This is a genomic window from Blautia sp. TF10-30 (genome assembly GCF_003481245.1).
Classification (GTDB): Bacteria; Bacillota; Clostridia; order Lachnospirales; family Lachnospiraceae; genus Fusicatenibacter; species Fusicatenibacter saccharivorans.
The window spans coordinates 20,111-36,259 of record NZ_QUKM01000004.1 but is presented as its reverse complement, the minus strand read 5'-3'; the positions used below and the strand labels follow the sequence as shown (position 1 = coordinate 36,259).

The following is a 16,149-nucleotide window of genomic DNA, read 5'->3' as shown; positions in this document are numbered from 1 at the left end:
ATCCAAAAAGAACGCCTCTCGCAGGCGTTCTTTTTTTTCTGTCCGATTTACCCATTGTTCCGATGGCCCCGTTTTGCTTTCGTCCGTTTTCCTTTCTGCTCCAGCGTCGCCGCTGCTTCTCTCCGGCTCTGCTGGTGGCGGCGGATCGCCTCATCCACACGGCGGCTCCGCTCTTCCTGGCGCCGCTTCTGTATCATCTGATCGAGCAGACGGCCGAGCACGCGGTAAAACTCCGTCTGACGCTCCTCCTCTTCCTGCCGCATCACAGTGTCCGCCAGCTGTTCTGCTTCCCGCTCGGGCAGAAGATCGACAACCACCTCCGGCACTTCGTCCGCTTTTCCCGGTATTGCCGGATCCGGCTTCTCCTTCGCCGTCTCTGCCGCTTCCGCCGGAAACGCTTTGATCTCTGCCGTTGCCTGCACCAGCTTCGGCATCAGCTCGCGGATCGCTTTCAGGTGAAGCCCCTTTTTCTTCAGTTCCCGGATTCCCAGAAAAATCTGAATGTCCTGCGCAGTATAGCAGCGGTGTCCCAGCGAATTGCGGTGGATTTCCATGCCGAGCTCGTCCTCCCAGTACCGGAGCACATGCGCTTTCTCCCCGGTCAGCTTCTCCGCCTCCGTGACCAGATACGTTCTATTTTCCATACGGCAGCCACTCCCTTCTTCCCTTTATTATAAGAGCGTCCCCACCCCGCCGCAAGAAAATCTCATCGTAATATTCCGACAATTTTATACAATTATACACAAAAAACGTGCCGCAGGACTTTCCCACGACACGTTCTGATACATAAAATATTTTCTTTTATCTCTCTGCATTCGCAAATTTCGTATAATCCGGCAGCCAGACCAGATTGACGGTTCCGATCGGGCCGTTTCGCTGTTTGGCGATGATGATTTCCGCGATTCCCTTATTCTCGGAATCCTTATTATAGTAATCATCTCGATAGATAAACATAACAACGTCGGCATCCTGCTCGATCGCTCCTGACTCACGCAGGTCGGAAAGCATCGGACGGTGGTCGGTACGCTGCTCAACAGCCCGGGAAAGCTGGGACAGTGCAACAACCGGCACATTCAGCTCTCTCGCGAGTGCTTTTAAGGAACGGCTGATATCCGAAATCTCCTGCTGACGCGATTCCGAAGAGCTCTTTCCGCTTCCCGACATCAGCTGCAGGTAGTCAATGATGATGATATCAAGACCGTACTCCAGCTTGTATTTGCGGCATTTCGACCGCATCTCTCCGATCGAGATACCAGGTGTATCGTCGATCATCAGTCGGGATTCACCGATCATGCCGGCGCTCTCGATCAGCTTGCTCCATTCGTCGTCTTTCAGGTTTCCGGTTCTCAGATGCTGGGAATCTACTTTCGACTCCATCGAGAGCAGACGGTTCATCAGCTGCTCCCGCGACATCTCGAGACTGAAAATCGCAACGGCTTTGTCTTTCTTAAACGCCATATACTGCGCAATATTGAGGACAAACGCCGTTTTACCCATAGACGGACGTGCCGCAATCAGGATAAAGTCAGAGTTCTGCAGACCCGATGTCTTGTAGTCCAGATCCGTGAATCCGGTCGGAATACCCGTGACATTTCCCTTCGTCTTCGATGCACGCTCGATGTTCTCCAGCGTATTGATGACAACCTGGCGGATCGGCATGAAGTCTCCGGAATTCCGCTGACCCAATAACTGGAACATCTTCTTTTCCGTCTCCTCCATGATGACTTCCACCGGCTCTTTGTTCAGATAGCAGTCATTCTCTATCTCTTCTGTCAGCTTAATGAGACGGCGCAGCACCGCTTTCTCGCTGACGATGTTCGCATAATGGCGCACATTCGCCGAAGTCGGCACCGCATTTAAAAGATCGCGGACAAACTCCATCGAACTGATCTCCGGCGGAACATCCTTTTCACGCAGGCGGTTCTGCAGAGTGACCAGATCGACCGGTTTTCCCTCATTGAACAGCTCCACCATGGCATCAAAAATGACGCCGTACTGGTGCTGGTAAAAATCGTCGCTCGTCAGGATTTCCGATGCCGCCATGATGGCTTCGCGCCCCATCAGCATGGAACCGATGACCGACTGCTCCGCCTCGATGCTGTGCGGAAGGATTCGTTTAATCAGTGCTTCTTCCATAGAATTATGCTTCTTTTACGATAACTTTCAGCTTTGCAGTTACTTTGGTATGCAGGCGGATCGGCACTTCTGTCGTTCCAAGAACCTTGATCGGGTTCGGAAGCTGCATTTTCTTTTTGTCGATGTCGTATCCGAGCTGCTCTTTTGCTGCCTCAGCGATCTCTTTTGCCGATACACTTCCGAATACTTTTCCGCCCTCGCCGACTTTGATTGCTACGGTAACCTGTTTGTCCTCGATCTCTTTCGCGAAAGCCTGTGCCTCGGCAAGCTGCTCTGCTGCCACTTTGTCCTCGTGTGCTTTCTGGAGTTTCAGCTCATTCAGGTTTTTTGCGGTTGCCTCGATGCCGAGTTTTTTCGGCAGAAGCATGTTTCTTGCATATCCGTCACTTACGTTTACAGTCTGTCCTTTTTTACCAAGTGCTTTTACGTCTTCCAGTAAGATAACTTTCATATCAGATTTCTCCTCCATCCTGCATTTCTGTTAAGGTTGATTTTAGGAGGCTGCGCGCCCCCTCCAGATCGACGGTCTCAAGCTGGCATCCTGCCATATTCAGATGACCGCCGCCGCCCATCCGCTCCATGATGATCTGTACATTGACCTCATCGATCGCGCGGGCGCTGATATAGATCACGCCTTTGTACTCGGTCAGTACAAAGGACGCCTTGACACCGACAATGTTCAGCAGCTCGTTCGCCGCTTGTGCTCCGACCACCGTCGGGCTGTCCACATAGTCGCTCGGGCATTCGGAAATCGCGAACTGGCCGCGGAACAGCTCCGCATTGCGGATCGTCTCTCCTCTTGCCTTGTAATCGTTCATATCCTCACGGAACAGCTTGCGCACACGCGTCACATCCGCACCGCAGCGGCGCAGGAACGCTGCCGCCTCGAACGTGCGGACACCTGTTTTCTGCATAAAGTTGTCGGTATCGATCATGATGCCGGCATAGATGCTGTCCGCCTCCACGTTCCGGATGCGGATTCCCTCGGTAAAATACTGGAGAATCTCGGCAACCATCTCGCTCGCGGATGATGCATACGGCTCAATATAGGAAAGCACCGAGTTGCGGATCGTATCGCTTCCCTGCCGGTGATGATCCAGCACGACGATCATTTTCGCCATGTACAGCAGATCCTCACACTGTGTGATGCTCGGCTTGTTCGTATCGACCACAACGAGCAGCGTGTTGTCGTCCATGATCTCTTTCGCCTCATGGTTGTTGACAAACATGTCCGCCTCATAATCCTGGTTGTCGCGGAACGTATTCATCAGCGGAATGATCGAGCTGGTCGGGTTGTCGATGACGATGTACGCTTTTTTATTCAGCGTTTTCGCCGCACGGTAGATACCGATGGCCGCACCGAACGAATCGGCATCCGGCAGTCGGTGTCCCATGACAACGACCTTCTCTTTCGTGTTCATAAATTCTTTCAGCGCGTGCGCCTTGACGCGGGCTTTGACTCTCGTATTCTTTTCCACAGCCTGCGTTTTTCCGCCGAAATACTGAATCTTCGAACCGTCCTTTAAAACGACCTGATCGCCGCCCCGGCCAAGAGCCAGGTCGATCGCGATTTTCGCATACTCGGAGTTTTTCGCAAACGATCCAGCATCTGCTCCGATACCCATACTGATTGTGACCGCCATCTCGTTTCCGATGTTGATGGTCTTGACGTCCTCGAGGATATCGAACTTTTTCTCTTTCAGTTCATTTAACGAACTCCGGCGCATGACCACGATGTATTTGTCGTTCTCATACCGCTTCACCAGTCCATCGAGATCGTTGAAATATTTGTTGATCTTTCGCTCGACCAGTGCGGTCAGAAGGGAACGGCGGACCTCCTCGACGCTCTCCAGCGCCTCGTCGTAGTTGTCCAGATACAGAAGACCGGTGACCATCGTTTCGTCCTCGAATTTCCGCATATACTCGCGGAGCTCCGTCTCATCGAACAGATACAGTGCCTGAATAAAATAGCCTTTGATATCTGTGTTGATCATCTCCGAATTCTGGATCAGCTCGTCGATGCAGACGCTTTTTACATGGGCACGGAAATTCTTTTCGCCGTAAGCCACGTTGATGTCGGTCTCCTCCTCATTTTTCGGCAGCCGCTCGACCGTCAGCTCCGGAAAAATGGTGGCGATACATTTATGATACTGTGTATCCTTCCCTGTGATTTTTGTAAACTCTTTGTTGACCCAGAGAAGTTTTCCCTGCGAATCCATAACGGCATAGGGCAGCGCCAGTTCCTGGATCAGATGCTTCTGAACCTGACCGTATTCGGTCGCAAAGGTAATCAGCTCGTTGATCACCTGCGGACGCTGTCTGTAATAGAGAACTGCGGCTGCGATCACATAGACTGCAAAAAACAGCGTGAACCACATTCCTGCCATCACATCCACAAAATACATGCCGATATTCATCACAAGCATCAGGATGGACAAAATCAGCGGCCATCGAAGATAGCTCCGCAATTGGCCGCTCAACTTCATTTTGCTTTTCATTTCCTAACACCTTTCCAACGTTGCGTGTTGTATTTCGCTCCTGTCCTTCCGATTATACCACTTTGACCTGTACTTTGGCAACAAGATACTTCTGGATACAAAAAAGGTACCCGCCCTTTTCGGGCAGATACCTCCATTTATTTACCGATTCAAAATGAACGTTCGGACAGTGCTTAGCGCAAGTCAGAATCAATCATCTACGTACGGCATAATAGCCATATGTCTTGCTCTCTTAACGGCTACTGTTACTGCTCTCTGATGTTTTGCGCAGGTTCCAGTTACACGTCTCGGCAGGATTTTACCACGCTCGGATACATATTTTTTCAGTTTAGCTGCATCCTTGTAGCTGATCTCTTCTCCACCACAGAAAACACAAACTTTTCTTCTTCTGCGGGCCGGTCTTCTGGAAGCTGGTCTTTCACTATTATTATAAGCCATGATCAATCTCTCCTTTTCTATCAATTAAATGGCAATTCTTCGTCAATGCCATCGGGAATATTCATAAAACCATCGGCGCTGCCCAGGTCAGATGTATTCGCGGACGGAGCCGGATTGTTATGCTGCGGTGCGGAGTATCCTCCGTTGTTTCCACCTGCATTTTTGCTCTCTGCAAACTCCTGCTCTTCTACAACTACGTCTGTCGTGTAAACCTTCTGGCCTTCACGGTTGGTGTAGCTTCCGGTCTGAATGCGGCCGGTGATGGCGATCTTCGTTCCCTGACGCAGGTATTTCTCTGCAAATTCTGCCTGGCGGCCGAAAGCAACGCATCCGATAAAGTCTGCGGTTGCGGAATCGCCGTCTCTGCGGAATCTGCGGTCAACAGCCAGTGTATAACGGGCTACCGCTGTGGAATTCTCTCCAGCAGAGTATCTGACATCGGGATCTCTGGTCAATCTTCCCATCAATATAACTTTATTCATTCGCTTACCTCTTAAGCTTCCTTTTTAACGACTAAGTATCTCAGTACGTTATCCATAATACGCATATGGCTCTCGATCTCTGCCGGAGCTGTTGCGTCTGCTTCAAACTGAATAAAGTAGTAATATGCTTCACGCATATGCTGAATTTCGTATGCAAGGCGTTTTTTGCCCCACTCTTCTACTTCGCCAACTGTTCCGCCGTAACGGGTTACATAACCTTTGGCTTTCTCAACTACAGCTGCGCGTTCCTCTTCTTCAAGTTTTGCATTCACAACCAGTGCTAATTCGTACTTGTTCATGCTTTACCTCCTTTTGGACTTTTTGGCACCCCATTTTCATTATGGGGAGCAAGGAATTATTTTTATACGTCACAATTTGTTATTTTAACATAAAAAAGGGCTTATAGCAAGCCCTTTTTCGCGTGTTTTCTTGTTTTTTCACGATATTACGCATCTTTTTTTCGTAATCCGCGGGTGTTTTTCTCGACCAGCTTGCGTGCTACCATGATCTGGTGGCCGCAGCCGGTGCATTTGAGACGGAAATCTGCGCCGACACGCAGGATTTCCCACTCGCTGCTGCCGCACGGATGCGGCTTTTTCAGTTTTACAATATCGCCTACTTCGTAATGTTCTGCCATGTTTTTCCGCCTTATTTTTATATTTCCTGACACTTTCCGAGATTTTTTCTCAAGGTTCTCTCTGTATCATCAGAGCCGCACCTCCATTTTTCACAGCTCTGAAGTTTCACACCCGGATACTGCCGAGCACCTGTCCGATCGGCTGCTGGATCAGAAGATCTGCGTTGTTGTCCATCGGTGTTGCACCTTTATTAATCAGGACCAGTGCATCGCCCCGAAAATACTGGAGAAGACCTGCTGCCGGATACACAGCAAGCGACGTTCCGCCGACGATCAGAAGATCGGCGGCCGCAATCGCGCGGATCGCACCGTCGAGCACTTTCTCATTCAGACTCTCCTCGTAGAGTACGACATCCGGTTTGATCATGCCTCCGCATTTTTCACATCTTGGAACGCCGCTGCTCTTTCTCACCAGCTCTGTATCGCAGGCTGCCCCGCATTTCATGCAGTAATTGCGGTGTGTGCTTCCGTGCAGTTCATACACTACTTTACTTCCCGCCGCCTGATGCAGTCCGTCAATGTTCTGCGTCACAATCGCTTTTAATTTTCCCGCCGCTTCCAGCTCTGCAAGCTTTTTGTGCGCCGCATTCGGTTCTGCGCCGACCGGAAGCATTTTGTCGCGGTAAAAAGCATAAAACTTTTCCGGGTACCGCAGGAAATAGCTGTGGCTTAAAATTGTCTCCGGCGGAACGTCATACTTCTGATGATAAAGGCCATCCACGCTCCGGAAATCCGGAATCCCGCTCTCCGTGGACACACCCGCGCCGCCGAAGAATACAATATTTTCATGCGTATCAATCAATCTCTGCAGTTCTTCGATTTTTCTTTCCTCTTCCATCTGTCATTCCTCCTTCTGACTAATCATTACCGGTTCCGCCGCACGCCCAGAACGACGAACCGTCCAGTCGTATCGCTCGCCGCACAGGTGGACAGCACAATAATATGGCTGTTTTCATCCATCTCCGGCTGCTCCACCGGGATCTCTGACCGCACCGCCATGGTATTCAGATACTGTACAAACGCTTCACCCCCGCCGGAATACAGCGTGTAGACATCACTGTCTGCCTCCGTATAAAAGGCAGAAAAAATCTGGTACACATCGTTTGATTCCGGCGTCAGCATCCAGAAATAGACGCTGTCCCTATATTTTTCCTGCTCCTTCATCTGTTTCAATTTTCCGAACATGGAGAGATTCTTCATATTATGACCGTAAACGATTGTGTTTCCATCACTGAAATCACCCTGATTCTGGTAATCGAGGAAAATGGAACCCGCAAAGTTGCTCGTTCCCTCATACGTCGTATGAAGATACGCATCGTTGTCCGGCCCCTGTACGACCGGGTAACTGATGTCAAGAGCTTCGATATAAAGCCATCCCTTCACATCCGGGTTAATCGCTTTTAGGGATTCAAAATCGACGGCAAGCGGCGGTTCTGTCGGATACGACAGTGGTTCCGGCTCCGGTTCGGAAGGCTCCGCCGGTTTGGATTCCGCCTGCGGCTCCTCTGTTTTCTTTGGTGCCGGTGTCTCCGGTGTTTTTGTAATTTCCGTCGTATACTGCTGCAGATCCCGGTATTCATCCGTGCCGGTCTTGTAATCCAGGTAAATGCCGATCAGCTTGTACCCGGAAAAGCAGAAAACAGCAAGTGCCGCTAAAAATACCAGAGTCCAAAGCGGATTGCCGCGTTTTTTCTGTTTCTTTTTCTGTTTTCCCATGCGTCTCCTTTATCACTTTTTTACTGTCTGCGCTGTTTTCTGGAAGCGCTCTGAATTTGTCTCAATTATAAGCGTGCCCCTTTCTTTTGTCAACTTATGCCCCCGGAAAAGGATTGCACCCGCCCCCATCTTATGATAGACTAAAAGTCGACTGACAAGTCACTTGTGAATACAGTAACACACCACATACATGAGGAGGAATTCCATATGCGAACAATCAAAAAAGTCGCCTCGCACATCTTCATTGATGGCTTCGGCGGCATGACGCAGGGTCTTTTTGCAACCCTGATTATCGGTACGATGATTCAGCAGATCGGTCTTCTGATCGGCGGTTCGACCGGAAATGTGATCTATCTGCTTGGAAAAGCTGCCGCAGCCCTGACAAGTGCCGGTATCGGTGTCGGCGTGGCAGTGAAATATGGGGAAAGCCCGCTTGTCACGGTTTCTGCAGCCGTCGCCGCCATGGTCGGCGGTTATGCCGGCAAGATCACCGGCGGCACATTCTTTGTGGACGGAAATGCCGTTCTGGCAGGACCTGGCGAACCGCTCGGCGCTTTCATTGCAGCTTTCGCAGGCATCACCTGCGGCCATCTGGTTTCCGGCAAGACCAAGGTTGATATCATCGTGACACCGGTCATCACCATCGGAGCCGGTTCCGTTGTCGGACTGCTCGTCGGACCGCCGATCTCCCAGATGATGACAGGCCTTGGAAGCATCATCAACTGGGCAACGGAACAGCGGCCGTTCATCATGGGCATCGTTGTTTCGGTCGTCATGGGTATGGTTCTGACACTGCCGATCAGCTCCGCTGCACTCGGCATCATTCTGAATCTTTCCGGTCTTGCCGCCGGTGCCGCAACGATCGGCTGCTGCTGCAACATGGTCGGATTCGCGGTTGCAAGTTATCGGGAAAACAAATTCGGCGGCCTTGTCGCACAGGGTCTTGGAACCTCGATGCTCCAGGTGCCGAACATCATGCGTCATCCACTGATCTGGCTGCCCGTCATCTTCTCGAGTGCGATTTTAGGACCCGTCTCCACAATCCTCGCCAATATGCAGAATAATGCAACGGGAAGCGGCATGGGTTCCGCAGGTCTTGTCGGACAGATCACAACGTATCAGACGATGATCACTTACGATGATCCGAAGCTCGTTATCATCAAAATTATTCTGCTCCACTTCGTGCTTCCGGCTGTGATCACCTTGTTCTTCTCAGAGGTATTCCGCAAGGCAAACCTGATCAAATCCGGCGATATGGCTTTGAATCTGTAATCTGTATTTTTAAAAGGGAATGGAACTGCGCATCCGGCAGCTCCATTCCCTTTTTTATCCACATTTCTCTTCTGATTTTTTTCTGTTTTTACACCGTTTCTTCTGCGTTTTCCGCATTTTCCACTGCCGCGGCCGATTCAGCTTCCGCTGCCGCTTCTTCTGTCCCCGTTTCTTCCCCCGGCCGCACACGGTGTGCCTCTACCATTGGCTCAATGGTCTGTGCCATCAGCAGATGGATCATGTCAAGGCTCCGCTCGCGGAACCGCGACGGCAGAAGCGGTGCGATCGCCACATCCGTCACGAGGGATTCAAGGCCCTCGATAATCAGATCCTTGCCCGGCGTCTCATTCCACTCCAGTCTGATCCGCTCGAAATCACGCTGGAAAATGATTTTGACCCTCCGTCTTGCGGCCTCTTCCAGAAATGCAAACTCAAGCTTCAGCACCAGTTCGCCGTCTTCATTCTCCGCAAACTGTCCCGTCGTTCCGAGCAGATACGATTCCTCGTTTTCCACCCATTCTACAACTTTGGACCCCGTAAGACCGATCGCAATGCGCTGTGTTTTTTCTCCCTCGGTCAGCTCGACAAAGAAACGGCCTTTTTCATAGAAGAAACCGATGCGGCGGATGCCGTCGGAAAAGTTGTTGTGGAAGACCTGCAGCGTCAGCGGAAACATGCCGACATGCGTGTCCTCCATTTTATATTCTTTTCCGTGCAGAAGCTGCGCCATGTCGATCTGACGCGGTGTTCCGCTGTTCCGCGGCCCCGGTGTTCTCCGCTTCCAGCCGCCGCGCAGGATTCTTCCCGGTGTCTCTTTCGCGCCCTCCAGATCACGGCAGGTCTGCACCAGCTTCTGATATGCCATCGGGCTTTCCGCCTCGCCGGATTTCAGCTCTGCACCAAATTCCGCGCCGAAATACTTCCGCACAATGTCGAGCATCTCACACGTCTGGAACAGCTCGTTGCTGCCCGCATTCGTCACAATCACCACGCCGGTATCCGGATAACCGAGCACGTTCTGCCCCAGCATGCCATTGAACGCAAAGCTGCCCGGCCGCTCCTCCATCCAGACCTGGTAACCATAGCCATATTTTCCCATCTTTTCCGGCGGTGTCGCATGAACGGAGGTGGACGCTGCGACCCATTCCGCCGGGACGATCTGTTTTCCTTCGAATTTTCCGCCGTTCACGTACATCACCCCGAGCTTGGCCGCGTCCTCCGGGCACAGGAAGAGGCCCCAGCCGCCTTTCGTAATCCCTGCCGGGCAGCTCTCCCAGAAAACTTTCCGGATGCCGAGAGGCTCAAACAGACGCGGCCGCAGGTAATCTACCATTTTCATGCCGGTGCGCTCCTGTATGATTGCAGACAGCAGATACGTGTTCATACTGTTGTACTCAAACGCTTCGCCCGGTGTTCCCTTGACCGGCGCATTTAAGAAGCTGTCCACCCAGTCGTTGCCGGAAACAACGCCCATCTCGTTGAACTGTACGCCGCTCTTCATCGTCAGAAGATGCTTCACGGTCAGATTCGGGCGCAGGATCTTCTGCAGCAGACCGTTTCGTTTTTCAAAAATATCATAGACGTTCTCGTCCAGGGAAAGTTTTCCTTCACTGATCAGAAAACCAGCCGCCATGCCAGTGATGCTCTTACACATAGAATACGTCGCATGCCAGATGCCGCTGCGGTATGGGGCGAAATTGCATTCGCAGATGACATGTCCATTCCGCAGGACCAGCAGATGATGCATGTCCGTATGGCGCGCAGCGGCGAGCTCACGAAGCATCTGCGTCAGCTTTTCCGATGAGATGCCTTCGCTCTCCGGCACCACGCGCGGAAAATACGTTTCCGGAGATGCAAAATCCCCGAACGCTTCCTTCTGCGGCGCAAAGTCCGTCTTTCCCATATGTCCTGTCGTCCCACTCATAAATCCCCAGATCATTTCCATTGCGGTTAACTGTTCTTTCGCTGCCATGTACGATGCCTCCTGTCTCATGCGGTTGGATTTCCCTGTTTTTCCAGTTTTCCTCATTATATCCAGATTCCTTGAAAATCGCAATGCTTCTTCTGATAAAAAAGAACCGACATAGAAATCTGTATTTCAATTTCTGCCGGTTCTTTTCCGTGTGTGATTTTTTTATTTTACTTTAGCTTACTCATTCCAGAGTTTCATACGCTCCTGATAATTCTGTGTGATAACTTTTTCTACATCTTCCAGTCCTGCGTCATTCATTTCGGAAATCATCTTGTCGTACTCTTCCATTGCCGCATCGTGGCTGTCTGCATTCACAATCTTCGGATATTCCTGATCGTAGATATCCTGGATTTTCTGCCATTTCAAGCCATCCGGAGTGCTTCCTGCCGGGGTAAGGCCTGTAAACTCTGCGGTATCCCATCTGTCGTTCTCACCAAAGTGATTCATAGCCACCTGCCGGGTCTCTTTTACTTTATACTGTGTTACATCGTATGGAGTTCCGTCTGTACCATTTCCGTTCTTTACAAACCAGGTCCATTTGCGGACGCCGGTATCCAGTTTTGTTTTGTCAAAATCCGTCTGGAATCCTTCAATCAGATCATCGTTCGGAACGTGTTTTCCATCTTCCATATTCCAGTTGGTTCCCTCAATACCCCACATCAGAAGATACTGTCCTTCTTCGCTTGCAAGGTAGTTGATCATCTTCATGGCTGCTTCCGGATTTTTACAATTCTTGGTGATCGCGATTGCATCCCAGCCAAGTGTACTTCTTCCGCAGTAAGTAGTTTCATCTGCACTGATTCCGTTTCCAAGGATTTTATAGGAATAGAATTTTGCATCTTCTCCTACAGAAGAAGCAAGTGCTGTATTTGCTGCATCGGTATCCCAATAGGAAGCAAAGGTACTGAATACGTTGCCTGCAGACAGTTTCTGCGTCCACTGATTTTTCTTGTTGACAACCCACTCTTTGTCCAGAAGGCCTTCGGTATACAGTTCATTGGCAAAGGACATCATCTCTTTGAAGTTTGGTGCTTTGGCAACATGTTCCAGATTGTCCCCATCCTGATAATATGTTTTCAGACCATACATTCCTTTTAATGTTCCATCGTAGTTTTTGGATTCTGCATCAAAGGTAATGGCAATACTCTCTTTTCCGTCAATGGTCGGATGAAGTTCTTTGAATTTCTTACAAATGTCAATATACTCTTCCTGTGTAAATGGCTCATCGCTGTCTGCGCGGTCTTTTCCAACGATTTCGCACAGATAATCATAGCGCATCAGAACACCGGCTACCGGATCCGGATCTTCTCCGTACCAGTTATTCAGATAGTAATTTTTTCCATCGGTATAACGACTCTTGTTTAAGGTTTCCCCGTACATCTCTTTTACATCCGGGCCGTACTCATCGATCAGATCATTCAACGGAAGCAGTGCGCCTGCCTCAATGTAACGGTTTACAATATCATTTCCACGATCCATCAGGACGATATCCGGGTAATTCTGACCGGTCAGCATCAGGTTCAATTTTTCCAGCGGATCTCCGGTTGGATTTTCTACCTGAATTTTGACACCTGTTTTTTCCTCAATTGCTTTTGCAACTGGATCATCAAAGGTATTGCTTCCGGAGTTTTTGTCAAAGATAGAAATCGTAACTCCGTCTGTTGATACCTCGCCCGATGCAGATGATGCACTGCCGGATGCAGTACTTGATGATGTACTGCCATTTGATCCGCATCCTGCAAGCATTCCCGCTGCCATCAGGACACTCATCGCCATTGCGATACACAACGCCAAAGTAAGAAACATTTTCATATCCAACCGCCAGACTCACTTCCCGTACTTTATTTTTCTTATTCTTTAACAGTTCCGCCGCCCTCTGCAGACGCATTTCCGTATTGTATTCCAAAATCGTTTTTCCTGTTGCCTCTTTAAACAGGCTCCTCAGATAATTCGGAGACAAACCGACCTCCGCGGCCAGCTTCTCGATATCTGCGCTTTCCGAGCAGTGCTCCTGAAGATATGTTTTTACCTGATAAACGGCATAGTAATTTGGATTTTGATTCTGTTCTTCAAAAAATGCCAACATCCGTTCCAGATACTGCTTCATCTTTTCCCGCATCTGATAACTGTTGTTTGCTTCAAAAATTTCATTTTCTCTCAAAATTTTTTCTGCTTCCATCCAGTTTTCCAGCAGTTCATCGCTCAAAACAAGACGGTTCCATAGATACATATAGAGATTATAAACTTCTCCCGCAAATGTTTTCGGCGCAAGCCCCTTTAGCTGTTGAAAATAATCTTTCATGGTCTGCAGCGTTTCCTGCTTTTTCCCGCTGCTGACCAGACGACAGATTTCTTCTCTCCGCTCCTTCTGTTCCCGGAAATGATATGCTTTTTCCTCTTCCGTTTCTTTTTCATCTGCACAGAAAAGTTCCGGTGGATCCATATGAAATGCCAGAACACAACAGTTCCGAAGTTTTTCCGCCTTTTCGTACAGGCAGTCAGCTGTCCATGCTCCACTGCACCATCCAACGGCTCTCGGTGCGTCTTCTTTCAAATCATTCCAGATCTGAAATGCCGTATCTTTCACCGACAGATACCCCGCCAGCAGCAGAATGCTGATCCGTTCCGTTTTGCTGATGTAACGGATGCCCTTGTATTTTTCCTGAATTTGGCTACAGATGTTTTCTTCCGTTTTTCCATAAACCGCTATGATTCCAAACCTGCACTCTTCCAGTTCTTCTCCAAATACACCACGGAAATTTTTCCGTAAAAGCTCTGTTTCCTGTTTTTCCCGCAAAGCCATTTCCAGCAACTGCTTCGCCGCCGTTTTCCGCGACCAGTCTGCTATCTCACTTTTCTCCAGTTCACTTCTCACTTTTTTCAGACATGCTTCTACTTCTTCAATCGTAAATGGCTTTAAAAGGTAATCCACGGCATTCACCTGAAAAGCGGAATGGATATAGGAAAAATCATCATATCCTGTCAGAAAAACAATTTTGCATGGATACCCCCGGCGTACGATCGTCTCTGCCAGTTCAATTCCACTCATTCCTGGCATCTGAATATCCGTAATCACAATATCTGCCATATTTTCTTCCAGGCACTCCAGTGCCCTTCTGCCATTGCGCGCGGTAAATACTCTGGAAATCCCGTTCTTTTTCCAGTCAATATAATCCCGCAATGTCTCCAGTTCAATTTCTTCATCTTCTACAAGAAGAACGCGATACATTTTCTCCCTCCTGTTTCCAGTTGCTCCTGCAGTTTTCTTCTCCTGCTGCTTTTCATTTCTGTCTTTTTACTGCAGAAGTTCAATCATATACGCCTCATACGGCTGTAACTTCCACACTTCTTTTGTGAGACTTTCTGTATCATTATGAATCAGAACCGTTCCTTTTGTCAAATCATATCGGGCTTTCATCTCTGCCGCGGTATCCCGGAAATTGCAGAGCACAATCAGCTTTTTCTCTCCCATATTTCTCTCATAAGCAAAAATATCCGGATTTTCTTCCTCAATCAGACGGAAATCCCCATAAACAAGAGTGTCATTTTTCCTACGCAACGCAATTAGTTTTTGATAGAAATAGAAGAGGGAATCCGGATTTTTTCTGCTGTTTTCCACATTGATCTCCTCGTAATTCTGATTTTCCGCCATCCACGGTGTTCCCGCTGTAAATCCGGCGTGTTTTTCCGCATTCCACTGCATTGGCGTCCGCGCATGGTCCCGGCTGTTCCGTGCAAGATAGGTACGAATTTTTTCTTCCTCCCAGCCTTCTTTTTTACGGTCTTCGGCAAAATTTACAGACTCGATATCCTGATAGTCCTCGATCCGAAGCCCTGACACATTTGTCATACCGATTTCTTCCCCCTGGTAAATATAAGGAGTTCCTTTCATCCCATGGAGAAGGACAGCCAACATTTTTGCTGATTTTTCCCGATACGGTTCCCTGTCATTTCCAAAGCGCGATACGACACGCGGAAAATCATGGTTTCCCCAGAACAGACTGTTCCATCCTTTTTCTTCCAGTCCCGTCTGCCATTTTTCAAAGATCTGCTTCAGTTGCGGCAGCGTATACGGTTTCGGATCCCAGTTTCCACTTCGGATGCCGTCGATTCCCATCAGTTCAAACTGAAAAATCATACTGAGTTCCTGGCTTTCCGGATCAGAATACTGCTGTGCCATTTCTACCGTAGCACCTCCGGTTTCCCCCACTGTCAGGATCTGTTCTGATTTTCCATACGTATTCTGATTCATTTCCATTAAGTATGTATGAATCTGCTCCGAATGAGTATCATTTCCTCCATGTCCATCTTTTACAATATTGTCAATTGCATCCAGCCGGAAACCACGGATCCCTTTATCCATCCAGAACTGGATCATCCGGTACAGCTCTTTCCGAAGCGACGGATTTTTCCAGTTCAGATCCGGCTGCATTACACTGAAACTGTGATAATAATATTCCTGAACCTCCGGCACCCATTCCCAGGTGCTTCCTCCAAAGAATGCTCCGCCGCCTTCTGGCGGCTGCTCCTTCGTTCCTTCCTTCCAGATGTAAAAATCATGGTATTTACTGTTTCGATCCTTTCTGGCTTCCAGGAACCATGGGTGCAGATGGGAACTATGATTTAAAACAAGATCCATCATGACCACAATTTCCCGCTTTTCACAGGCTGCGATCAGTTCTTCCAGCTCTTCCATTGTGCCCGCTTCTTCCATTACTTTATAATAGTCACTGACATCATATCCATTGTCGTAATTAGGAGAATCGTTAAAAGGCGAAAGCCAGATGGCTCCAACACCAAGCTCCTGCAGATAGTCCAGCTTCTGCAGAATCCCTCCAAAATCGCCGATGCCGTCTCCGTTGCTGTCACAGAAGCTTCTGGTGTAAATCTGATATACGGTTAAGCTATGCCACCACTCTCTTTTCATTTTCTGTCCTCTCTTTCTTTTTTCCTATAAGAGCAGTATAATGATATTATCTTATATTTTCTAACCTGATT

15 protein-coding genes are annotated in these 16,149 nt (G+C 49.1%); 1 reads left to right on the top strand and 14 read right to left on the bottom strand.

Translation table 11 applies throughout. The annotated features are described in order from the left end of the window. Positions 1 to 47: 47 nt before the first annotated feature. From DXD02_RS05465 to srtB, 10 genes are all read right to left on the bottom strand, one after another. Entirely contained in the window at positions 48 to 644 is a 597-nt protein-coding gene (locus DXD02_RS05465; protein ID WP_055220134.1) for a MerR family transcriptional regulator, read from the bottom strand. 157 nt (positions 645 to 801) lie between these two features. Then, complete coding sequence (gene dnaB / locus DXD02_RS05460; protein WP_118666500.1) at positions 802 to 2,136, bottom strand: replicative DNA helicase; 1,335 nt, start codon at positions 2,134 to 2,136, stop codon at positions 802 to 804. Positions 2,137 to 2,140: 4 nt separating this feature from the next. Then, positions 2,141 to 2,587: a 50S ribosomal protein L9 gene (gene rplI, locus DXD02_RS05455; protein ID WP_022461613.1), complete on the bottom strand. Its 447-nt coding sequence runs from the start codon at positions 2,585 to 2,587 to the stop codon at positions 2,141 to 2,143. Between the two features lies 1 nt (position 2,588). Next, complete coding sequence (locus DXD02_RS05450; RefSeq protein ID WP_117802327.1) at positions 2,589 to 4,634, bottom strand: DHH family phosphoesterase; 2,046 nt, start codon at positions 4,632 to 4,634, stop codon at positions 2,589 to 2,591. A 189-nt stretch (positions 4,635 to 4,823) separates the two neighbouring features. Continuing rightward, positions 4,824 to 5,072, bottom strand: coding sequence for a 30S ribosomal protein S18 (gene rpsR, locus DXD02_RS05445; RefSeq protein ID WP_022461611.1), 249 nt, complete (start codon positions 5,070 to 5,072; stop codon positions 4,824 to 4,826). A gap of 20 nt (positions 5,073 to 5,092) precedes the next feature. Then, positions 5,093 to 5,554 carry a single-stranded DNA-binding protein gene (locus tag DXD02_RS05440; RefSeq protein WP_055220137.1) on the bottom strand — a complete coding sequence of 154 codons (462 nt, stop codon included), beginning with the start codon at positions 5,552 to 5,554 and terminating at the stop codon, positions 5,093 to 5,095. A gap of 11 nt (positions 5,555 to 5,565) precedes the next feature. After that, positions 5,566 to 5,853, bottom strand: coding sequence for a 30S ribosomal protein S6 (rpsF, locus tag DXD02_RS05435; RefSeq protein ID WP_022461610.1), 288 nt, complete (start codon positions 5,851 to 5,853; stop codon positions 5,566 to 5,568). A 146-nt stretch (positions 5,854 to 5,999) separates the two neighbouring features. Continuing rightward, a complete protein-coding gene (locus tag DXD02_RS05430) occupies positions 6,000 to 6,191 on the bottom strand; it encodes a DUF951 domain-containing protein (protein ID WP_022461609.1) in 192 nt (63 codons plus the stop codon). Positions 6,192 to 6,297: 106 nt separating this feature from the next. Continuing rightward, positions 6,298 to 7,029: an NAD-dependent protein deacylase gene (locus tag DXD02_RS05425; RefSeq protein ID WP_118666499.1), complete on the bottom strand. Its 732-nt coding sequence runs from the start codon at positions 7,027 to 7,029 to the stop codon at positions 6,298 to 6,300. 26 nt (positions 7,030 to 7,055) lie between these two features. Beyond that, positions 7,056 to 7,907 carry a class B sortase gene (gene srtB, locus DXD02_RS05420; RefSeq protein WP_118666498.1) on the bottom strand — a complete coding sequence of 284 codons (852 nt, stop codon included), beginning with the start codon at positions 7,905 to 7,907 and terminating at the stop codon, positions 7,056 to 7,058. 207 nt (positions 7,908 to 8,114) lie between these two features. On the opposite strand from srtB, the gene DXD02_RS05415 reads away from it, so the two are divergent. Continuing rightward, positions 8,115 to 9,179, top strand: coding sequence for a PTS transporter subunit IIC (locus DXD02_RS05415; RefSeq protein ID WP_117804871.1), 1,065 nt, complete (start codon positions 8,115 to 8,117; stop codon positions 9,177 to 9,179). 88 nt (positions 9,180 to 9,267) lie between these two features. On the opposite strand, the gene DXD02_RS05410 is transcribed toward DXD02_RS05415, so the two are convergent. The 4 genes from DXD02_RS05410 to DXD02_RS05395 form a co-directional block, all read right to left on the bottom strand. Then, complete coding sequence (locus DXD02_RS05410; protein WP_158580156.1) at positions 9,268 to 11,151, bottom strand: serine hydrolase domain-containing protein; 1,884 nt, start codon at positions 11,149 to 11,151, stop codon at positions 9,268 to 9,270. A gap of 177 nt (positions 11,152 to 11,328) precedes the next feature. Continuing rightward, entirely contained in the window at positions 11,329 to 12,897 is a 1,569-nt protein-coding gene (locus tag DXD02_RS15785) for an extracellular solute-binding protein (RefSeq protein WP_243108241.1), read from the bottom strand. Then, a complete protein-coding gene (locus DXD02_RS05400; protein WP_117804869.1) occupies positions 12,785 to 14,380 on the bottom strand; it encodes a response regulator transcription factor in 1,596 nt (531 codons plus the stop codon). The genes DXD02_RS15785 and DXD02_RS05400 overlap by 113 nt, the downstream gene beginning before the upstream one ends. Before the next feature lie 66 nt (positions 14,381 to 14,446). Continuing rightward, the gene (locus DXD02_RS05395; RefSeq protein ID WP_118666495.1) at positions 14,447 to 16,078 is read right to left on the bottom strand and encodes a glycoside hydrolase family 13 protein; all 1,632 of its coding nucleotides are present in this window, start codon (positions 16,076 to 16,078) and stop codon (positions 14,447 to 14,449) included. Between the last annotated feature and the right edge of the window lie 71 nt (positions 16,079 to 16,149).